The 23,270-nt window shown below is 43.7% G+C and carries 11 protein-coding genes; 2 read left to right on the top strand and 9 right to left on the bottom strand.

The window, feature by feature from the left end; translation table 11 throughout:
- Nucleotides 1-201 precede the first annotated feature (201 nt).
- From Gferi_RS11465 to Gferi_RS11490, 6 genes are all read right to left on the bottom strand, one after another.
- Nucleotides 202-711, bottom strand: coding sequence for a hypothetical protein (locus tag Gferi_RS11465; RefSeq protein WP_069976581.1), 510 nt, complete (start codon nucleotides 709-711; stop codon nucleotides 202-204).
- 98 nt (nucleotides 712-809) lie between these two features.
- Nucleotides 810-2,414, bottom strand: coding sequence for a CTP synthase (locus tag Gferi_RS11470; RefSeq protein WP_156782382.1), 1,605 nt, complete (start codon nucleotides 2,412-2,414; stop codon nucleotides 810-812).
- Between the two features lie 334 nt (nucleotides 2,415-2,748).
- Nucleotides 2,749-4,161, bottom strand: a complete 1,413-nt coding sequence (locus Gferi_RS11475; protein ID WP_069976583.1) for a S41 family peptidase — start codon at nucleotides 4,159-4,161, stop codon at nucleotides 2,749-2,751.
- A gap of 399 nt (nucleotides 4,162-4,560) precedes the next feature.
- Nucleotides 4,561-6,042 (bottom strand): S-layer homology domain-containing protein, encoded by a 1,482-nt coding sequence (locus Gferi_RS11480; protein ID WP_069976586.1) that lies wholly within the window; start codon nucleotides 6,040-6,042, stop codon nucleotides 4,561-4,563.
- Between the two features lie 13 nt (nucleotides 6,043-6,055).
- Nucleotides 6,056-8,854 carry an S-layer homology domain-containing protein gene (locus tag Gferi_RS11485; RefSeq protein WP_069976588.1) on the bottom strand — a complete coding sequence of 933 codons (2,799 nt, stop codon included), beginning with the start codon at nucleotides 8,852-8,854 and terminating at the stop codon, nucleotides 6,056-6,058.
- Nucleotides 8,855-9,084: 230 nt separating this feature from the next.
- Nucleotides 9,085-15,453: an IPT/TIG domain-containing protein gene (locus tag Gferi_RS11490; RefSeq protein ID WP_069976590.1), complete on the bottom strand. Its 6,369-nt coding sequence runs from the start codon at nucleotides 15,451-15,453 to the stop codon at nucleotides 9,085-9,087.
- Nucleotides 15,454-15,717: 264 nt separating this feature from the next.
- On the opposite strand from Gferi_RS11490, the gene Gferi_RS11495 reads away from it, so the two are divergent.
- Complete coding sequence (locus Gferi_RS11495; RefSeq protein WP_069976592.1) at nucleotides 15,718-18,132, top strand: stalk domain-containing protein; 2,415 nt, start codon at nucleotides 15,718-15,720, stop codon at nucleotides 18,130-18,132.
- A 170-nt stretch (nucleotides 18,133-18,302) separates the two neighbouring features.
- Nucleotides 18,303-18,872 carry an S-layer homology domain-containing protein gene (locus Gferi_RS11500; RefSeq protein ID WP_169832986.1) on the top strand — a complete coding sequence of 190 codons (570 nt, stop codon included), beginning with the start codon at nucleotides 18,303-18,305 and terminating at the stop codon, nucleotides 18,870-18,872.
- Between the two features lie 170 nt (nucleotides 18,873-19,042).
- Here the strand turns inward: Gferi_RS11500 and Gferi_RS11505 are convergent, their stop codons facing one another.
- The 3 genes from Gferi_RS11505 to kamD all read right to left on the bottom strand — a co-directional run bounded on the left by Gferi_RS11505 (nucleotide 19,043) and on the right by kamD (nucleotide 23,252).
- Nucleotides 19,043-20,125 carry a L,D-transpeptidase gene (locus tag Gferi_RS11505; protein ID WP_069976595.1) on the bottom strand — a complete coding sequence of 361 codons (1,083 nt, stop codon included), beginning with the start codon at nucleotides 20,123-20,125 and terminating at the stop codon, nucleotides 19,043-19,045.
- Nucleotides 20,126-20,940: 815 nt separating this feature from the next.
- A complete protein-coding gene (gene kamE / locus Gferi_RS11510) occupies nucleotides 20,941-21,696 on the bottom strand; it encodes a lysine 5,6-aminomutase subunit beta (protein ID WP_069976596.1) in 756 nt (251 codons plus the stop codon).
- Nucleotides 21,696-23,252, bottom strand: coding sequence for a lysine 5,6-aminomutase subunit alpha (gene kamD / locus Gferi_RS11515; RefSeq protein ID WP_069976597.1), 1,557 nt, complete (start codon nucleotides 23,250-23,252; stop codon nucleotides 21,696-21,698). The genes kamE and kamD overlap by 1 nt, the downstream gene beginning before the upstream one ends.
- Nucleotides 23,253-23,270 lie beyond the last annotated feature (18 nt).

Consider the following 23,270-nt stretch of genomic DNA (forward strand, 5'->3'; position numbering starts at 1 on the left):
CTACCTAATTAAGACTGCGTCTTACAGTAAGAGAAGGACAAGGAACAGGTACGCTGTCTCCTTGCCCCTTTATTTGATTATTTTACATTTTTTAGGTTTCTGGTAAGTTCAATGATCCTTGAATCATGGGATGCAGTTTTTATAAATATGTCATTGACGGAGACCTGAATTTTGTCGGTTTTTTCATCGATTTCCTCAAACCTATTTTTCCTGATTTGCCTGCTTTAAATGAAAGATTTCTTTCTCCGTTTCGAGCTCTTTATGCAGTACAAACTTTAAAGTGTCCTTAATGTCAGAGAAGTTTTGTCTCGTCTCCGTTTTAAACTCTGTCAAATCCGCTGTTTGGTGCATAACAGCCTTCATGTCTGTTTTTAATTCTTGAACATCCTGTTGTAAATCCGATACATCCTGTTGTACCTTTGACATATCTTGCTGCAATTTTGATACATCCTGTTGTACCTTTGACATATCCTGTTGCAGATTTGATACGTCCTGTTGTACTCTTGACATATCCTGTTTCAGATTTGATACGTCCCGCTGTACTCTTGACATATCCTGTTGCAGATTTGATACATCCTGCTGTACTCTTGACATGTCCTGCTGCAGCTTCGATACATCCTGCCGTATCCCTGATACATCTTGCTGCATTTCAATCTGGGATTGTTTCATGTCCTTGATTTCGATAAGTATCTGCTGAAGTATTTTTTCCATACCGCATTCACCTTTCGATTTATACTTTACCCTATTATATCACAAACTACAGTCCGCGCTATCGAATTAAAATAATTTATCGGCCAGGTTCACTCCCTTTATTTCTTCTTATTCTCGTAGGATGCTTTGATAAAGTCTCTAAATAACGGATGGGGTCTGGTGGGTCTGGATTTGAATTCCGGATGGAATTGTCCCGCAACAAACCATGGATGATCAGGCAGTTCCACGATCTCTACCAGCCTTTCATCGGGAGAAATCCCACTGATTATCAAGCCTGCTGCCTGCAGCTGATCTCTGAACTGATTGTTTACTTCATATCTATGGCGATGTCTTTCATAAATCAAGTCCTCTCCATAGGCATCTTCCGCCTTGGTGCCGTTATAGATCTTGCACGGATAGATTCCCAGCCTCATGGTACCACCCATGTTTTCAATATCCTTTTGATCCGGCATCAAGTCGATGACAGGATACGGCGTATCCGGATTTAGTTCAGAACTGTGGGCATCCTTGAGTCCTGCCACATTTCTGGCAAATTCTACTACAGCCAGCTGCATCCCCAGGCAAATACCGAACATCGGGATTTTGTTTACCCTGGCATACCGGATTGCAGCGATTTTTCCATCAATGCCCCTATCGCCAAAGCCACCGGGAATTAAAATCCCCTCTGCATTTTTTAAATACTCCGCTACATTTTCCTCCGTAACGTCCTCTGAATGCACCCAGTCAATGTCTACTTTCACACCATTGGCAATACCCGCATGTTTCAGTGCTTCTGCTACGGAAAGATAGGCATCATGGAGTTCTACATACTTTCCAACTAAAGCAATTTTCACCGTATCCTTTGCATTTCTTTCTTTTTCTACGATCTCAATCCATTCGGTCAAATCCACCGGGCCGCATTGAATTTCCAACCGCTCACATACCATATCCGCCAGTCCCTCTTTTTCCAACATCAATGGTACCTCATACAAAGACTCTGCATCCATATTTTGTACGACGTTGTTGCTGTCCAGGTTGCAGAACAGACCGATCTTCTCTTTTACTTCGTCAGACAATGGCTTTTCCGTCCGGCAGACAATGGCATCCGGTTGAATACCAATTTCCCGCAGTTCCTTTACACTATGCTGTGTAGGCTTCGTCTTTATTTCACCGGCCTTGCCCAAAAATGGCACTAAGGTCACATGGATATACATTACATTCTGTTTGCCAATATCGTATTTGATCTGACGGATAGCCTCTAAAAAAGGCAGGCTTTCGATATCTCCCACCGTACCCCCGATTTCTGTGATCACTACATCTGCGTTGGTCTCTCTGCCTACCCGGTAGACCCTTTCTTTGATTTCATTGGTGATATGGGGAATAACCTGTACAGTGCCCCCCAGATAATCCCCCTTTCGCTCCTTGCTGATCACAGACCAGTAGATTTTTCCGGTAGTTACATTGCTATACTTATTTAAATTGGTATCAATAAAACGTTCATAATGCCCCAGATCTAAATCCGTCTCGGCGCCGTCATCGGTAACAAATACCTCTCCATGCTGATAGGGACTCATGGTTCCCGGGTCAATGTTGATATAGGGGTCAAATTTTTGTATCGTAACCTTTAAGCCTCTGCTTTTTAAAAGTTGACCCAGTGAAGCCGCTGTGATTCCTTTTCCTAATGAAGATACAACGCCACCGGTAATAAAGATATATTTCGTCATACACTTTACTCCTTTCATCATTTGGTATTATTCTTATATTTATTGGCTTTTTCGATACGTGTTTTGCATCACACGCTATATGAAACAGGCTAGTAGCATTGACCTCCAAAAAAAGTGAGAGGTCACCCCTACGGGTGACCTACCGATAACCGGATCCGTTTTTTTATGGCAGGGCACCCACGCAGGGTGCTCATATCCTATGAATTAAATAACTTTTATAGTATATCCTATTGAATATATTTTCGTCAACAAATATTTACCACTTTTTTAGAATAATTATGCAATGTGTACACAGGAGGACACAAGACCCTCCCCTACAAGGCTAGAAATAAAATTATTTGTTTTTAATGACTTCGATGGCTTTTTTTAGTTGAAGGTCTTCTATACTGCCTTTCATGATCTCTAAAATCTGCTCTTCCAGTTTTAGCACAGTTTCCCCATCTAAAGTTCCACTGGCGGTTAGGCCTGCAGTCGTCTGAAATTTCTTCAGCGCCTCGACAGTAGTTTCATCCATGATGCCTGAAGCCTTTATACTCGTATAGCCTATCCAATGAAGCCTTTGCTGTGCACCATAGACATTCAGTCCTTTGTCCCCGGCTTCAGCAGTTGTCTCTTCAATCATTGGCACAAAGCTGCTTATCTTTGTAATGTCCAACTGGTCAGGATTATGGACAATAATATCCGGCGTGATTCCCACACCATCAATCACCCTGCCATTTGGCGTCAAGTACTTGGCAATGGTTAGTTTGATCCCGCCCCCGTTGCTGATTGGATCAATGGACTGTACGGTTCCTTTTCCGTAGCTTTGGGTCCCGATAATGGTGCCTGCTTTTGTGTCCTGAATCGCACCTGCCACGATTTCAGAAGCACTGGCGCTTCCTTCATTGATTAGCACAACTAATGGTTTTTTGATACCCTCCTTCATTGCCGAGTAGATTTGGTGACTCTTGTTTTTAAATACGATTTTTACTACCTGCCCCTTCGGCACAAAGAAATCAGCCACATCTACAGATTCATCGATCAATCCTCCCGGGTTGTTGCGCAGGTCCAGGATGATTCCTTTAACCTCTTTCTGTTGAAAATCCTTTAGTACCTTTTCTACCTCTTCACTGACCTTTTCATTAAACTCTGCGATCTGTATATAGCCGATATTCCCTTCCAGTATCTGTGCGTTTACTGTTTTCAGCTTGATTATTTCGCGGGTGATGTTAAAATATAATATTTCATTTGCATCACCTCGTTTGATCCCTAATTTCACTTTTGTTCCCGGTTTGCCTAAAAGCTTGTCGACCACCTTTTCTAAGGCGTTGCCTTTTGCATCAATGTCGTCAACGGATACAATAATATCCCCGGGTTTGATTCCTGCCCTTGCTGCGGGACCGCCTTCCATAGGTGCAATGATCACAATCTGATTGTCTTCAAAGCCTACTGTAGCACCGATGCCGCTGTAGCTGCCGGAAGTCAGCTGTTCAAAAGCATCCAGGTCCTCTGCCGTAAAGTACCTGCTGTAAGGGTCCAGCGCCTCAAACAAGCCTTTGTAGGCCCCCTCCATCAGGGCTTCCTCTGACACCTCTCCTACATAATTCGCCTGTATGTATTGGATGATATCCTTTAAGTAGCTTATTCTTTCATTAAGATTGCGAAAGGTTACTGTTGGTTCTGCTGCATAGGAAAAATTGGCACAGGTTAAAAAGATGATAAGTACCCAAGCTAAAATGCGACTTTTGCCTTGAATTTTTTTGACCATGATGGAGCCCTCCTTAATTTTTCATGGTAGGAGGACAGTGCCCCCCCTTATCTTTTTATGTCTATAAAATAGTGCTGCAATCCTTAAGTGACTGCAGCAAATTTTTTTCTCTCTTGTATTTTACCCTATATTTAGGATTTTCAACAGTAGGTTTTTTGTTAAATTATTTTTTCCTAATGGTGTGAGACATAGGGACGCGTCTCTCCTGCGTCGAGAAACTTCCCCACGTCTCATCTAAACGGGAGGACCTGTGGTCCTCCCGAAAATGCAGCGGGCAGACACAAGGCCTGCCCCTACGGTCTTGGATGGATAAGTAAGCTTTCTCAGTCACACATCTATATAAAGGAAGCGGAACGATCACTGATCGTTCCCTACATGAATAGAATCCTAAATATAATTCTAGAAATTTAGGATGCGCTCCCGGTAGTCATAGCGCAGATCTTGCTGCAGGTAGCGGATGAAGTTTGTCATCATAGCTACTGCCTCCGCCTTGGTCAGTACCTTATTCGGTTGGAAATAGCCTTCGTCACTTCCCTGAACCAGTCCTAATTCCTTAGCCATATAAACGGCATCCTTTGCCCAGATGGGTATTTGCCCGTCATCTCTAAATCCGGTACTATACTGCTGGATAGGGGCCAAATTCTCAAAACCCAGGGTGGTAACCAGCACCGTTACTGCCTGCGCCCTTGTCAAGGCTTGATTTGGAGCAAAGCGGTCTTTTCCTGACCCTTGCATGATTCCTTTTTCATATACGGCAGTGATATATTTCCTGTTGGGGTCTTCCTTCGTTACATCGGTAAAAATTGAGGGAGTTTCCGTCACTTTGCTGTTTCTCGCCGTCGTCTTTGGCTCTTCTACCTTCAGGCCCATTACGACAGCAATTGCCCTGGCAAATTCTCCCCGGTTCATAGGCAGTGAAGGTCCAAAATAGGAGCTGTTGGCAGTAAAGGCATCCATGCTGGTCAAGAGGAGGATATCTTTCTCTGCCCAGTGGCCTGCCACGTCCCTCATATTGGGTACATTCAGCCGTTGGTTGACAGGATTGGTATCAATACTGAAACTGGTACTGCCTGCGTTTCTCCGGGATCTTAGCTTTCCTTCCTCGTCCAATCGAGGGAGGTCATAGGTAACTTTTAATACATTCTCCTGCTGCTCTGTAAGTAAATATCCGCCCCGGAAACTAATTTGAGTAGGCTGGTTGGCTTCATAATTAAAATCCCTTGTGCGGTTGTGGGATGCATCCACAACGGCAGTGCCCTGCCACCGAACCGTCTCCGCCTCACCTTCAACACTGATTGTTCTCTCTGAATCAATATAGTATTCAATGCTCTGGGTTTCTGTAGTTCCCCAATAGTGGTCATAACCTACCACGCTGCTTCTCGTTTCTACCGTAACTTTTCCCTGGTTTTTATTGATGGTATAAGTCTTGCGGCCATCCCAGTTTCCAGCAAAGTAGGTTACTCCGGGTTTGTTTTGGTATATATCGGATTTACTCCATTGGTAGCTTTTGTCCGTAGCTTCATATCTTGATCCATTCACATCAATGGTTTCTTTAAAGCTTATAATGGAAGCTTTCTCTGTCAATTGATCTCCATTTTTCTGCAAATCCTTGTTGATAGAAACGGTTCTGCTCATTTTTGCATTCTTTTCAGCATTTTCCAGTTTATAGGTGTACCGTTCCGTTACCTGGTTGTTCCGTTCTCTTATGGAGATATCCAGTGTTCCTTCTAAAACAATGGGTTCTCCTGTTAAAAAGATTACTTCTTTATAGGTTGACTCATTTTTGATGCCGCCCTCATAGCCGGGGGGTGCTGCCGCTACCCCCTGCAGGCTGAAGGAAAGCACCAATAAAACGGCCAATCCCAGAGCTTTTTTGTTCATATGGCTCCCCCCTTTATTGTTCCACGATAACCACATAGGCATCATCGTTGACGGAACTCTTCTTGTTCTTTATAACATATGCCCGGGCCTTCGGTTTGAGTCTATGAATTTCATCCTGGCTAACCGGACGGTCATTGATTAGAACTACAGCATTGTCCATAGTAACAGCCTCACTGCCGCTGGCAGCTTCCCACCGTTTGTTTAAAGCATTCCAGTATTTCAGATTTCCAAGGGTTATGGTGCCGTTATCCAAATCTACCTTATCAATGACAGCCATGGCACTGTGCTCTGTATTGACACGGCCCCGGTCGTAAATGATCTTTGGTGTCAGATTCAACGCCAATACTTCTGCATAGGTTTCTCCATCAATGGTGGTCTCTTTTACAACAAAGTATGCACTTTTGCCAATATAGAAACGGTTCTCAATCCGCTTCCGCAATTCCTCGTCCTCTACGTCCTCCGGATCAATATACCGCGTATCGATAAAGTAACTGCTGTTAATTTCTTTTTTCAGGTCACTGTCAAAAATATAGCTGTCCTCCGTCAATGTAAACTTCTTGCTGCGGGAGACTTCTGTCCATTGGTTGTTTTCAAGTTTTAGATAATCCAGCTGGTAACTCAAACGCCCGATGGTAATGCCATAATCATAAATGTCTTCCACATTGCCCTGATACACCATGATTCTCGTACCGTCAATACGATCATCCAAGATACCGCTGTCGCCGATGGCAATGAATGATGCACTGCGGTTTCCCCGGTTGACGTCTGCTGCCATATAAATACTTTGGCTTAAGTCTAGGTTAAGCATATCTACCAGCCTGTTGTTCTTGACGACGATGGTACCCGGATGGAAACTGAAGCTATTGTTGTCCACAACCATTCTATTGGTACCAAACTGTATATCTGTGATGCGGCTTTCATAGAGTACTGCAGATCCCTGCTTGAGGGACAGCTTTGCCACCCGCTCCACGCCGTAGCTTTTCTCTACTGCTGCATAGATTTCTGATCCTTTAGCAGCACTTAATGATTTTAGTGTGGTTTTAAGGGCTCCGTCATAGAGTTTGTCATTTTCTGCCTTTAGTTTCACCTTCTGATCCGGATGTTTCACCCATTTGCCGCTCTCGTAAAAGGTGACCTCGCTTAGAAGAATTTCTTTCCCTCTTTCATTGACAGAATCGATTTTTCCGCGGTAAATTTTATCGATATGTCGCTCCTGATCTTCGACTTGGATAGACGCAATATCGGGGCTATAGATATCATCGAAGGATAGCAGAACTCTGTCTCCCTCTTTGATCTCAAACAGGTTTGCCCGTGCATCACTTCTTAATAGCTGGGTATATGCTGTGATATGATACTTTTCTCTTTTATCTCCCACCTTAATTTCTACTGTATCACTGTTGATAAAGAGTACATCCCCTACTTTCACCCGGCTTCCTGGGGGAATGTAGCCGTGACGGTAAGGATCTTCCTCTAATATCCCCTCGATTGCAGTGATCCTATCGCCCTTAAGGGTAGCGACGATCTCCATACCGTAAAGCAAGTCCTTTAAAGCACCGTCCCTGCCGTTAATTCGTATTTGTGTTGAAGGCTGCAGTGTCAGCATATGAAGTTTATCTGAGAAATCCATCAGGTTTAGCTGCTGTTGGCTCTCATCGACTGCATCAATAAAGCCTTCCAATTTGCTTTCCCTGGCAGCATCTACAGCTCCATAGACCACTTCATCCTTATCGTTTATGTAGTAACGCATTCCGTCTCCAATGCTAAGTTGTGCTGACAGGCCCAGGTTTCCGTTTTTTTGTGTAATGAAATCCTTTTGATTCGGCTCTACCAAAATATAGTTTTTGCTGTTGTCATCATTGCGCATCGTATAGATTCTTTTGTTTTTTCCTGCGTCCTGTATATTTTCAACATCGTTGACCTCTCCATTGATACGCCTGAGGCCCCGCGCCTCCAGAAGATCATCATGCATATTGACAACCAATTGGGCCATTTGACCCCGGGTCAGTTGTCCCTTTGGAGAAAAGGCTGTGGCACTGGTACCGGTCATCAGCCCGCGCTGCAGTACGGCCTCCACCATGGGTATTTTTTCTGTATCAATCTGTCTCCAGTCGTTAAACCGGTAAACATTGACCATATCGCTGCCGTATACAGGTTCCAGTTCGATGGCTCTGGAAACCCAGGCCGCCACTTGCTGCCTGCTTACAGGGCGGTTCCATGTAGCCTTTGTAGTAAGCAGCTCCCGTACCTGGTTTTGCAAAGTATTGATTTCGGCTGGGGTTAAATCCCTATTTTCATAGATGCTTAGCTGCTGTTCTACCTGACTTTCGATCCGGTCCCGCTCTGTTTGCGTTAGGTTTAAAATCTCATTGCTTTCTTGCGGGGTTAGAATCCCTTTTTGTGATGCCACCTGTATGTATCCTTTTGCCCAATTATCCGCAGCACTCATCAGCAGGATATCCCTTACCTTTGGCCGCATCTGAGCCTCTCCTGCCTGCTGGGCATCGGCCTCCAGCCCCATCGCCTTTACCACCACTGTCAGCGCCTCCGCATAGGTAAGGGTACGGTTAGGTCCGAATTGCCGGTTGTTCAGGCCTTTCATGATGGACAGTGCAGCAGCTTCCTGTGCCGCTTGTCTTGCCCAATGGCCCTGAAGATCATTAAACTGGATGGTGCTATATAGGGCAGTTTGATTGGCGCTCCCCTCATAGACAGGATAATCGGTATCATCAAATGCAAATACAGAAAAAGGGAATATCTGGACCATTAAGAGTACTGCCAGCCACAGGCTAAGTCTGTTTCGAAGATTTCCCATTGGTTTCGCTCCATTCTTTTTTTGTTTTCGGGACAAGGGGACAGGTTCGCCGTCCCTTATTTACTAAATATATTTTTCAATAGTGGGAGGGCACGAGGCCCTCCCCTGCTTTAGACTTGGAATTCTTCAAACGGTAAGAACATTATTCTCCAGGATGTAGATAATCATCTTTCGGGACGATACACAGGTCGTCTCCTGCAGTTCTTATTCATTCATCCATATCCTGCCGTCTATCTTTCAGAAAGCAGCACATATCTTCCGGCGGCTTGCGGGTAGGCACGGCTGCCATTGCCCAGCTTGATGAACTTGTCCTGTGACGGGTCATATTCTCCGATAAAGAGTTTGTCTTTATTGGCTGTGGAATAAGCCGCTGTATCCAGCTTGATATCCAAAGTTCCCTGCTGCATCATTCTACGGATGCTGCTGATGTCCTTGCCCACCTGCAGTTCAAAGGAAATCTCATAAAACCGGGATGCCTGTCGCTGGGTTCTCGGTACTGCACCTTTAAGACTCTCTTCCAGCTTCCCGCCAATGCGCTCAAATCCTACACGGACATAGGCATCTTCTATATCCTTACCGGACACCTGGCTGACCTCCCGTGTGTAAAGATCCTTCGGCAGGAAGGTAAGGCTAACCGTACCGTCTGTAACGGTAATCTGGCGATTTATTGTCTGCAGTGCCGATAACGGAATGGCTACTACATATTTATTTTGCCCTTTATACTTAGCCAGGGAGAAATCAATGACATAGGCTGTATTGCCGGAAGAAATCTGTTTGCTGCCGATGGTTTTAATAAGTACGCCATCTTTCACTTCTTCCTTGCCCTCTTCCTCCAGTTTCTTTTTCTCCTTCTCCAACTGCTCTATTTTTTCCTTCAGCTTATCGTCATCTTTCTCACTGAGGGTTCTCGCCGTAACCTCTGCAAATTCTATGGCCGAACCATATTTGTTCAGGGCCCGCACCATAAAGCTGTAACGGGTATTCGGCTCTAATCCTTTGATGAGGAAGGAAGCATCTTTAGTATCCCCAATGAAAATATACTGGCTGTCTGCTGCTTTTTTCGCATAAACCTCATAACGGTCTGCTGCATTGAGCACCTCCGGTGAGGACTCAGACCACAACAGCTGCATGGTGGATTCGTAACCTGGTATAGCTTCTAATACCAAGGGCTTACCCGGTACCGGAATCTGGTAGTCAAATTTGTCATAGGGCTTGGATATTCCCCCATCAGGGTTAATCACAACCAAGTGATTGTTCTCCAAATCCAGGGTTTCATTGAATTTCACCTTGATGGTGGTAGCATTTACCACAGTTACAGAGGCGGCTTCTTTTCCTCCGACCACAGCTACCCGGATATTATTTCCGTCATCATCCACCCCCTGAATCCCGGTACCCATCACCTGCATGTCCTGCTTGACATCCTTCTCTTGAATAACCTTTCCTCCGATGATCACTTTCGCACCCGGCATAAACATTTTTCCGGTAATGGTCACTTCGGCATTGACATCATTTGCAAAAATCTTCAGCGGATCAATTCCTTCGATTTTCGGCTCGCTGATGTATGTAAAGGCATTTCTCAGAATCGCCAGCTCCCCATCAGGATTTTCCACCTTTACATCTACAACGCCCTGCTTTTGACTGGTGGGTACGAAGACTTCAATGGTTTTATAATCAATCACATTCATTTTGCTCTCGTCTACTTTATTTTCTCCAAAATAGACGTTTAGTGTATTGCCTTCAAAGCCATCTTCCATGGTTTTTCTAAAATCGGTACCTTCGATTCTAACCTTTGTCCCCCCACTGGCAGGTCCCTCTACAGGCGTTACCTTATCAATACGGGGATTGGTCTGTCCTTCAACAAAGATGATATAGATCGGACCACCCTGCGCTGCAGTAATTCCATCGGAGTAAGCAGAGCCTCCATCGGTATTGGTCACCACAACCCGGTGCAGCTTGTCCAATGCACCTTGTCCCACGTTTGGCATTTCAAAGGTTAGGGTATTGGGCTGGCTGCTGATGTCATAATCAATTCGATCGGCAGTAATTTTGGCCACATCGGAGATTTGAACGGTCGCACCTTCTCGGAAGTCCTCTCCTGTAATAGTGACGATATTGCCCCCTTTATAGGTCATTCGGAGTACTCTTACGGTCTCTCCATTCATCACTTCAGTCTTGGCCGGTACGCCTTCCTTCAGGATATCAATAATCCTTGGCCGGCTGTCAGGATATTTATATTCATATCCGCCGGTACCCTTCCCGCCATCGGGATTGATAATAACGACCGGAACCTTTCCAACCGTATAGTAAGAAGCGGTTTCAACCCGCACCTGCTGCGGACTGACGTATTCTGCATTCGGTGCATAACCTCTCTCCACAAACAGTCTTCTGTCGGTTACCTCAACACGCACCAGTTCTTTTCCGTTATAGGCTTCCTCCGTACTGATCTCTTTCATGAGAGACAGCGGTATGTATTTTACTGTATTATCATAGCCGTTGATTACTTTTTGATAGGTTTTATTATTTTCTTCTACCGTAATGGTGATTCTTTTATCGTTACCGTTGTACTCTGCTGTCAGATTCCCAGCAATTTTTACAGTGGTACGGTTGTTATTGATCAGGCCGCCGTTTTCTGCCTCTCTTGCAATGTTCCGGTTCCCAATCTCCGTAAAGCGGATCAACGGACGGGTTACCCGTACATAATTGGTAACGCCGTTGGTTTCTCCTTCCGTGTAAATCTCCATCTCCGACTGGGCAAAACCGCTTCCGAGAATTTCTACTTTATCGCCGCCCAACCGGCTTCCCTCTTCCGGAATGACCTTATCAATCTTAGGATTGGAGGATTCATAGGTAAAGGGAACTTTGTTGGATATCCCTGCATCATTATTCAGTATGTATACATCTGCCCGGTTGGATGCCCCGGGAGGAGTAATCACTTTTATATATCCCCGGGAAAATTCCACAATCTTTGCCAATTCATTTCCAAAATAAACCTTTGGCAGAACAGGCGAATCGTAGTAGTAATCATACTGCTTATGATTGGTTGGGGTTTTTCCCAACAGTTCATCTTTTCTGGCCTGAAAGGCCTCGTCAGACTCTCCGGCTTCCTTTTGTATGTTCAACAGATCATCCCATTGACCGTTATAGTTCAAATCATTGAAGGTTTCGTCTATATCCTTAATCTGGTTTCGATTGGCATCGTCATAGGGCTCATAATAACGGAAGTCCGTTCCTGTAATTTCTATGATGTCCCCACCGGCAGCAGTTCCTTTGGCGGGAACAATTTTGGTGATCTGAGGCTTACTGCTGGGCACCACATAGGTAAAGCCCTTCTCATTGCTGGCGCTGCCTCCGTCGGGATTTACGACAACTACCGGAACCGTCAGCCGGTTGGTTCCCGTATCTGCCCGGAGATCCCCCGGATACTTTGGAACAATCACCGTTATCCGGTCTCCGCCTACAGATACAGTCGTATTTGCTGCGCTGACCTCCACCCCATTGATATAAACCTTTACTTTATTGGCTCCGTCATCCTCAAAATCCTTCCCCAGAATATCAATGGTATAGCCCCCTTCTGCTGAACCTTCATTGGGGCGAATTTCTGTGATTACCGGTTTGGATTGGGGCTGTGTATAGTAATAAAATCCCTGCTGTCCTATTTTACTGTCCTTTTTTGTATCCGGGTTGATTACTGTCACGTCATAGTAACCGTCGGCTTCCAAAATAGGTACCCGGAAATAAATTTCATTTCGGGACGTTACCCTTATGCGATTCCCTACAATGTTGTTGCTGTCATCTATTTTGTAAGGCGTTCTAAAATTCAAAGTGACGATAGGTGTAAAAGTCCCTGCGCCTGCCGCGCCAATCTGTATCCGGTTGTCGGATATTTGCAGCGGATGGATGCTTCCGCCCTCTTTATTGGCCATGATGGCTGTTTTACTTTCATTCAGCTGTACACGATACTGGTTGCTTGCACCGTCAGTTAACCATACAACGCCTTTTTGATCCACATCTATGGTGTAAAATTGTTTTGGGCTGCTTCCTTCTGCTTCCAGGATCAGGCCGGAAAAATAATCGGCTACTTTTAAGGATTTGTTGGTTGAATCTATTCTGAAAATAGGATCCTGTTGTGAAGAGGCTGCATAGTCTCTTAGAACAATTTTCTTTGTAATTGGATCCAGGTTATATTCATTTACTTCGATATTCCCCAACAACACACGGGTGCCGATCAAACGATAAATACTATCCTCCGGTGCAGTAGGCTCCGGTTTTAGGAAATTCTCCCCTTTTATAATGACCAGTGTTCCCGTATTTCCTCTCTTGGGAGAAAAATCTGTAATCTTTGGATTGGTAAAGGTCTTTACATAGGTAAAGGGTCTGGAATCCGTTCCGCCTTCCGGGTTCATGACCAACAGCTGGGTCTCTCCTTCCCTGCCCTTCGGCGCCTTAATCGTGATCTTTTTCCCATCTTCCTGACGGTTGACTCCCGTCACTTCTGTTCCATCAATAAATACCTTGATACCGCTTAGGAAGTTACTTCCTTCTATGATGACTTCTTCTCCCCCGTCTACAGAAACAGTATCCGGTTTCACGGAAGAAATAATCGGATTTTTATTGGCATCAGGATTCACGAATTCTATAAAATCTGTCCGCTGGGCACTTAAGCCTAATGTATCGGAATTACGGACAGGATTGGTAACTCGCAGGAAAGTTTTTCCCAGCGTGCTGACAGTCTTATCATTCGGCACCACAACGATAATTTTGGTTCCGATTTCATTGCCTTCCGTACCGTCTAATTCATTTCCCGAAGCATCCAACACCTTTATGTATATACTGTCATCCAGGTTTCTGTCCAATTGGATCTGATTCCCCAGTTCAATCACAGGATACCGTACGACTTCTGTCCCATCAGCCTTTACGTACCGGTGAATCATGAAATTGGTTCCATGGATGGCCATCATTAAACCGGTATAAGTTTTCCCCTTTTCGGTTACGCTCCCCTTGGCTGCAACCCTGAAGCTGCCTCCTTCAGGCGTAACCTGTATTTTATCCGGTGTTACCGTTTGAATGGTGGGTGTAACCTTGCTGGAAATATAAGTATATCCGTTTTTAAGTTCTGCTCTCTCTTTGATTTCAATTTTTTTGTTTGTATCATATTTTAAAATGGTGACGGTTTCAACAATTACATCTTTCTGCGGATTGGTCTCTGCATCAGCCACCTGGGCGGTATGTATCGTAAGACGGTCTAAATCCGTATTGAAGCTGTAGTCATAGGGGTCTCCCCCAGGTGTTTTAAAGGAGGCCTGTTCCCCAATGATTACCGTTATCCTCCGTTCAGCGGATTCGACTTGAATGGCTCCCGGTTTGCCCTTGTTGTACCATCCGGATCCATATTCTACAATCATCTCTTTTGAATCGGTTAATGTGACGCCTAAAGGATCTGTCGGATTATCCCGGGTAAACTCCGGAATGTTTATCGTTCCGAAAAACTGTCCCGATATCGTCGCTTTTGATCCCGTATCCGGGCCGCTGTTCGGTTGGATGTTGATAATTTTCGATTTGATGTTTGCATCAATAATGGTAAACTTTTCGTAGTCCGGTGCAGTTCCCACAATCCTTTCCTGAATGACCTCCTGCATGGGATCTTTTCCCGTGGCGTTGGTCAACACCACATAATACTCTCCTACAGACAGGCTCGGTACCTGTACCGTTAGAATATCTTTTCCCTCTACATTCGGTCGGAAGGTTTTGTTGGTACCCCGGTTATTCACCGTATAAGGGTCTGTTCCATTGATTTCTTTTAGAAAAAAAACGTCATAGGCATCCAGACCGGGGGTTGGTGCTTCAAAATAAACGGTATCTCCTTTTTCTCCTCGATTCGGACGCATCGTTAAGCCATTAATAACTAAGTCCTTGTAAAACTGGAATTGGTCCTTGTAGGTATATTTGATCACTACGTTTACAGGATGATTTGGATACTTATCGTTAAAATTGTATTGACTGGTTTCTGTTTTTTCAAAAATAATGTTCTGCATCCCTAAACTCCCTACTGTTGGCGTATAGCTGGCAGTAGTATCCGAGGTGAATACATCTTTAGGCATGCTTGTTTCAGCACCGTCGTGTTCATATTTTGCCTTAACTGCAGCCAGGTCCTTGATGTTTAAAAAGTTTGTTCCTGTTAAGGTCAGGGACTCTGTACCCAGTTTCACTTTACGGCTGGCGGACGTAAGGTTCGGCATCTGTTCTTCATTCAAATCAATCTGTACAGATCCTACCAACAATTTGCTCCCCAATTGGTCCGAGTCAATGTCGAATTGAAGCAGACCGTCTGTGTTCTGTGTCCGGTTTTTTAAAGCGACATAGCCGCTGCTGGTAATAATCCCTACCTCCGCATCCTTTAAGAAGCTTCCGAGAATCAGTACTCTTCTCTGCTCCATATTCCGGTTGCGGTCATATATTTTAAACAGCGTTACCTGATCTACCTTATACTGGGATTGATCAAAGGCATACACGGTTATATCCTCCCAGGGGACTAAAGAGAATATCATAACCCATATAATGCATAATGCTAAAATTCTTTTTACGATTGTACTCTTCTTCATTGTTTCGCCTCCCGCTATTTATGTCCTACTAATCTATCGTCACAATCAAATTGAAGGTTCAGCTAAAATTTAGAAAATTGAATGGAAAATAGTACCTTAATTATATCATAGGAACTGCCAGGATTTTCAAATATTCGATAACTGTAAACAAAATGAAACAAAAGACCTGTTTATTTTTTCTGAAAGAAATCCTATAGTTTTGGGTATGTTTTTACGATATAATAATTAGAAACAAGCCTGAATCGCAACAAAGGAGGTCAAACCATGCAAAGAAAATTTACAGCCGTTCTGCTTGTACTGATGCTTTTGTTTACAGCATTCCCGGCAGTTGGCTTTAGTCAAGGCTACAGCCGCAATGTCACTGCAACATTCGATAATCTTCAGTTGTATGTAGATGGACAGCTTATCCATATGTCCCGGGAACCATTTCTGATAAACGGGGATATCTATGTACCGCTTGCAGATTTCTCCAGGGCACTGTCCTTGCAGTACACTTATTCTGACAAGGATAAAAAGGCAACCCTGACAACGGGGGGAGCCAGCCAGCAAACGCAAAAAGAAAGCTTTGCTGCCCAATTGGTACAGCGGGATTATCAAATTGCAGCTTTGAATCAAGAACTGAAGGCACTGGAGCAGCAGAAGGGGGAAGCTTCCGGAAAGACATCTTCCGATGTCAGTATCCGTTCCGATTCGGAAATGCAGTCCTACCTGCAGGATCGCTTTGACACCCTAAATAACATTCCCATGACCATTAGCTTCTATCATTACCGTAGCGACCGCTACCGTTTGCACATTACTTTCCCCTACAGCGACCGGGGAGATTTTGATACAATCAGCCAAAGAACGGTAAACCGGTATTTGGAAGATATCTTACATACCATTCGTGAGCTATATAATCGTCATGCAGATATAGACGGATATATCCGGCATGATCGTTCCAATCCCGAGAGTACCTATATTGAGTTTGAAACAAACGAAGGAGAATTGGAATCCTATTTTAATCGTTCTTCCTCCAGCAGTTCACAATCTGTCGAAGCAAGAAAATTAAAAGAAGCTCTGGAATCTAACATTGGCACCTATAATGATGTCCGTTTTTATTATGATGTATATATAGACAATAACCGTATTGATGTAACCGTATCTTTTTATAATGATGACTACTATGATTGGAGTTCTGCGAAACGGCGTGATTTTTTACGCAATATACAAGAGGAAATAGAAGACCTGCAAGGCAAAAAAACGGTTTATGGCAGAATTGTCGACGCAAATACCGATATGGAAGCATTGCTATTTACCTTTGAAGATGGTGAAATCAGCAGCAGCAATCCAAAAAGTGCCGCTAAGCCGGAGGTTCCAAGAGAAAAAAATGAAAAAACTCCTGTTTCCACCGCGGTAACACGGAACTTGACCCTATGGTTCTATGACATATCTGTAGTAGTCGATCAAAAACCGGTTTATCTGTCAGAAAATCCGTTCCTCTATGAGGGTGAAGTTTATATTTCCGCTGCCGATTTTGCAGATGATTTATATATGGGCTATCATTATGATGTGGATGAGAAAAAAATTGATATCTCCACCAATGGCGCATTGCGGTTAGATTCAGACAATGCGTTATTAGGGAGAATCTTCATAAAAAACCAAGAGATTAACCGTCTAACCGAACAGGTGGAAGATCTCCGGCAAACTGTATTGAAAATGGCAGCATCACCCTATACTGACGCACAGATTTTTTCCGTATCAAGGATGGAAGCCTTTCTTCGGGACAATTATGAGGATTTCGAGGATTTCGATACGGCTATCCGCTTCAGCCGTATTAGCGACAATGAATACAGACTGCGCATCACTTATGATCTCAATGATTTTGATGATTTTGATGTACTTTCCAATAGTATGATCAGAAACTGGGTTGATGATATGTATGCTGCTGTCCGGGACCTGTTTGATCGTTATGCTAAAATCACCGGTTCTATCCGCAGTACACCTTCAAACAGTGTAGATACTACCTATATTACCTTTAAAACCGAAGACGGCCAACTTTCCTTCGATTTTGAAGAGCATGGCGGCAAAGGCAAGGATAAGGTAGATGTGAAAGAACTGGCTGATGAACTCAATAATAGGCTCCGCCGCTTTAACAATATTAACTTCTATTACGAAGTCAGCGCGGTCCGCAAGAATGCAAACTTGAATATCTATTTCAACGACGACCGCTTCTATGACTGGAGCGAATACCGTAAAATGGATTACCTGATATCACTGCAGGATAAAATCGATACATACTACGGGCCGATCAACATAAACGGTAAAATCATCGATTCATCTACGAACAAAGAAGCATTGCGCTTCAGCTTTGAAGATGGCATCATCCGGTCAGCAACCCTGCTGGAAGAATTGGAAAACAGTCTGAATAAGTATAATCAAAGATTTTCCTATGGTGATGAAACCCTTAGATTTACGTACTATATTACAGAGAAGGATGCAACCCATTACAGAGTAAAAATGGAAGGCAATTTCTCTAAGTCCGATTCTAAGTGGAAATATATCGAGGAATCTGGCATGAGTAGCTTTGAAAGTTATGTTATGAATGCACTAGATACTATCGCAGATGTTTTCCCTGTAAATTTAACTGCGGAAATTTATGATCAGAACGGGCAGCATGTTATGTCCATCAGCCGCCCTTAGTGCACATCCGGTTCAATACTCTCCTATAATAATATTACAAGGGTCCTCCAACAACTGGAGGACCCTTGTCCTTTTGATGTAACCTGAATGTCATAAAAATGAAATATGTCCAAAGGGGAGGGCCTGGTATAATGTTCTTAAGAAGGAAATCCAAAATGGAGGTGCACCGGATGAAATTTTCTTTTAGAAATTTGCTTCTCTGCTGTTTCATTCTGGTCTTAGCCACCAGTTCCTTAGTCTTTGCGGCAAGTTCCCCAACCCTTGATGAAATCGGTGTAAAGCTAAAGGCACTAGGGCTTTTGATCGGAGATCCAAACGGCAATATGCGATTTGGAGATAATATTACACGAGCAGAATTTACCGCTGTTGCTGTACGCATGATTGGAAAAGAAGCTGAAGCGCTGAGCCGTAAAGGTGCTACCAAGTTCAAAGATGTGGATAGAACCCACTGGAGTACAGGACACATTAATGTATCTGTAGAAAACAATCTCATTACCGGTTATCCTGACAATACCTTTAAACTGCAGCGAAATATTACCCATGCAGAAGCACTGACCATCCTGGTAAACGCATTAGGTTATAAGGATACGGTAAAGGGTAGCAACTGGCCAAATAACTTTATTGATAAAGCCAATGAACTGGGCATTACTAAGGGCATAACGATTAAGCCGTCTACCCCTGCAACTAGAGGAGATGTTGCCAGAATGCTGAACAATAGCTTAACAATACCAATAAAATAGGACACCGATTGGTGTCCTATTTTATTGGTATTTTAATCAAAAGGATGTGCAAGTCTTGCGAGACACAAAGCCAGCCTGCGGTTTATTGATCATTCCCATGCTGCTGGATAGAAGGGGCGGGCAGACACAAGGCCTGCCCCTACAAAAATCGGGTATTTTAAATTTCCCAGTCACAGATCTATAGCATCGTTGGCTTCTATCTCTGCGGTCTCCTCTATTGTAGGCATTACTTCAACTAGTATCGATGGATCATCTGCGGATTTTTTCAAATGCGAGAAAATATCCTCAATTTTTTTGGTTTCATGATCAATTACCAACAACATGTTGGCTTTCGCATGATCATAAATATATTTTGAATCAGGGATTGACATGCCGATACATCCCATAGAAGCCTGCTGTCCTAGCTTTTCCACTCGATCCGGCTTTGGCTTTCCATTTTTATCTGTGGCAACACTGTGCAGGAGATAGCTTCCTTTAAACTCCACATAGTTGTGTCCCCCCGCCTGGTATTTAGGGTTATAAAACCACTTTCCCCGGCGCTCTTTGATGAGAAAATATCCATTGGGCGTGTGCTCTGCCGGGAGTCCTGTACTGACAATGATCTCTTTTTCCAGATCATATTCATCGTCTTCTCTCTTCGCATAGACAAAGAGCTTTTGTTCCTTCTGGCTCACGATGAATACCTTGTCCTTATTTACCTTGTCCAGGTTATTATGGATCGCCGGTAGTGTATCTCCCTGCAGCTTTACAAATCTCGCATCCATATATCCTATTTTAAAAGCCGGTGTCATCACCTTAAAATAGCCGTCCAATACCGTTTCTAATACGCGTACTTCTTGATTCACAGGAATCTGTTCTATGATCTTTTTCATGGATAGGTCCGTAAAAACCGGTACATTCTTATGATATTTTACCCGGTCAATCGCAACACCCTTATGTACTTTTAAAATCTTTTTATTCGCAATATTTTCCTCTATGAAGCGCTGCTGTGCCTCCGTTATGTCTAAAACTCCCTCTTTCATCACAAAGGGCTCTTCTGTATAATACTCTTCCCCATTTGCATAGAAAATGGTGTTTCCAGGCTTTAACAAAAGCTCTCTATTTAGATCCCGGATGATTACCTGCTTGTATCCGTCTTTATGTTCTTTCACTTCATAGGCGTGCTTCATAACCGCCCCTTGCCCGGTTTGCGGCATCAGTAAAATCAGAATGATTAAAAATAAGACCCAATGATATTTTTTCCTGTTTCCCACGATGCATTTGCCTCCTTGCTTTTTACTAGTTAATGCTCTGCCCTATTATTATATAGTATAATCTTCCAGTCATTTGTCGAATTTTGTTGAAATTTATGTTTTTGTGTTATGTTTTATTCGTGCAGCAGACAGTTTTTGCTGCGCAGCCAGCGTTCTGGGTACATATATTACAGGTTCTACTATATCTCTTCTTTATTTTACAAAATATTCCTTCTTTCTTATTTTATATTTTTCCGGTAATAGATTTTATTTATAGTAGTTGAATAATGCAGTGCAAGACCTATAGAGGCAAACAATATTTGTCCGCCAATAATATAGAACGGGAGAACGCTGTTCTCCCCTACAATGATGGTAAAGCAATGCTTTCGTATCTGTCATCCTTGATGTGACGAAAAACCTTTCATTCAGCACTCCAGATCCTTCACTGCATTCGGGATGACAAAGATACCTTTCCGAAATACTGAAAAGGTAGGGGCGACCTGTGGTCGCCCGTTTATAAGGAACCATGCTCTTGCTGTTATTCTAAATACTCAATCTTCATTATCCTTTTGATAATAACAGCCCTCTTGTTTTAACGGATTTCTGAAGTGCAAATGTAGAAACCTGTGCGGGCGACCACAGGTCGCCCCTACTACTACTACTACTACTACTACTACTACTACTACAACATGATAATCATATACTATCAAATTTCATTGCACAAGTCGTTTTTTGTAAAAAAAAGAGTAGGGTACATTTTCTGTACTCTACTCTTTTAGGTAGTTTTATTACAATTGTCTTAACTTAATGACATTGCGGATGGTCCGTCTCTTCGTCTATACTAATTTTCTTTTTACTATTTCCTGAACTGCGAAGGAAGCTACATCCTCCGCATAGCTGCCGCTGCCAAAACCTGCATCATAGCCAAGCTCCTTAGCCAGTTCGTGGTTGATCCGGGGCCCTCCGCATACCAATACCATCTTATCTCGGATTCCTTCTGCTTCCAAAAGCTCCACCAGCTGTGTCAGGTTTGGAATATGCACATCTTTTTGGGTAACTACTTGAGATACCAACAATACATCGGCGTTCAGCTCAATGGCTTTAGCAACAAAATCCTCATTGGGTACCTGACTGCCAAGATTATAGGCCTTGATCCCTTTATAGCGCTCTAAACCATAGTGTCCTGCATATCCCTTCATGTTCATGATGGCATCAATCCCTACGGTGTGGGCATCGGTTCCTGTGCAGGCACCTACGATCACTACATCTCTGCCAATATTCTCATCAATAAAATCCTCTACCCCGTATTTGTCCATCACATCCACATCTACCTTAGGCACTTCGATGGCAGTGTAGTCTACAGTATGCTGGCACTTTCCATAGAGGACAAACATGGTATAGCCTACACCCAAATCCTCTGCGTGAACCACACTAGGTTCTTCCAGTCCCATCTTCAGGGCAAGACGTCTGGCTGCTTCCTTTGCTTCTTCTCCACAAGGTACCGGCAAGGTAAAGGATAGCTGTACCATCCCGTCATTCATAGTATCTCCATAGGGTTTGATTTTGGTTAAATCTATTTGTTGTACTGCCATTATCTTTCACCTCCCAGCATCAATGCTACAAAGGGATTGAAATACTTCTCATGCTTTTTGGTAACCCCTTGAAGTCCTTTGCCGCCGTCCATTGCTCTCTTTACACCGGCAAATTTCCCCTGTTCGATGGTAGTAAACAATCCTTCCCGCTGGATTTCCTCCAGCATTTCAGCAGCTTTTGCCACAACCTCCCGGGCTCTTCTTTGCATGATGCCGTCTTTTTTGAATTCAATATCTTCTCCCAAAGCCCGCGCGTTGTTAAATACATATTTTGCATTTTCAATAGAAAGGGCTCTATCCTGCAACAGCGGTGTGTGGATGGCTTCTGTCAACATCCCCAGCAATTGAATTCCTTGGTTGGTCATAACAGAAATCATGTTGAACATGGCATCCTGAATATGTCCTTTAAAAATATTTCCAGTCTTAAACTTTGTAGGCGGCATATATTTCAAAGGCGCCTTCGGGAAAATCTCTCTTGCCATTTGCGCTTGTGCCAGTTCCAGTAGGAAGCCGTTTTCTATATCCGGGCTCATTTCGAATGCATGCCCCAGTCCCATTTGTTCTTCCGGAATTCCTGCCTTTAAGGCAAACTGCTCATTGATAAATTGGGAAGCCAGTACAGTATGCGCTTCTTCTACTGCGTCTGCAGTGGTTAAATAGTTATCTTCTCCTGTATTGATAATGATTCCCGCAAATCCGTTGATGATTCTTGAGAAGTATTGATCTACCAAAGTTCTCTGCATATTGATATCTCTAAATAGAATACCGTAGAGGGCATCGTTGAGCATAACATCCAGCCTCTCAATGGCACCCATGGCTGCGATCTCCGGCATACACAATCCAGAGCAGTAGTTGCATAGGCGGATATATCTTCCAATTTCTTCTCCCACCTCATCTAATGCCTTTCGCATGATGCGGAAGTTCTCCTGCGTCGCATAGGTACCGCCAAATCCTTCCGTGGTAGGTCCAAAGGGTACATAATCCAACAAGCTCTGTGCTGTTGTACGGATTACTGCAATTACATCGGCACCTTGTCTTGCTGCCGCTTGTGCTTGCAGTACATCTTCATAGATATTTCCTGTAGCAACGATCACGTATAAATAAGGCTTTCTGCCTTCTCCCAATTTTTCAATGTATGCCTCTCGCTGTTTCCTGTTTTGCCGGATTCTTTCTACCATTTCCTCTGCTAGCGGCTGAATGGCCAGTCGAATTTTTTCATCTGAAGCTATCGGGATTTTTGTGAGGTCCAGTTCTCCCCGTGCCACCATCTCTGCCACCCCTTGAGGATCCTTTCCTGTATGCACCATGGCATTCCCGATCCAATAGGCTGTTCCGGAAGACAAGCCGCCCCCTTCGATGATATTATCTACTACCACATTGGGCAGAGGCTTTTCGATTTCATCTACGCCGTCTATTCCTAACAGTCTGGCAATGGTTCTTTCCACCGTTACTGTAGTATGCTGATCAATAAATTGCTGCGTGTCCTCTGCAATGACTTTTGCAGCATTCCGCGCTTTTTTAATCAAGCTTTCATCTAAATTTAATTTGCTTTGCATTTGCTTTATAAACCTCCT

The sequence above is a fragment of the Geosporobacter ferrireducens genome, assembly GCF_001750685.1.
GTDB classification, from domain to species: Bacteria; Bacillota; Clostridia; order Peptostreptococcales; family Thermotaleaceae; genus Geosporobacter; species Geosporobacter ferrireducens.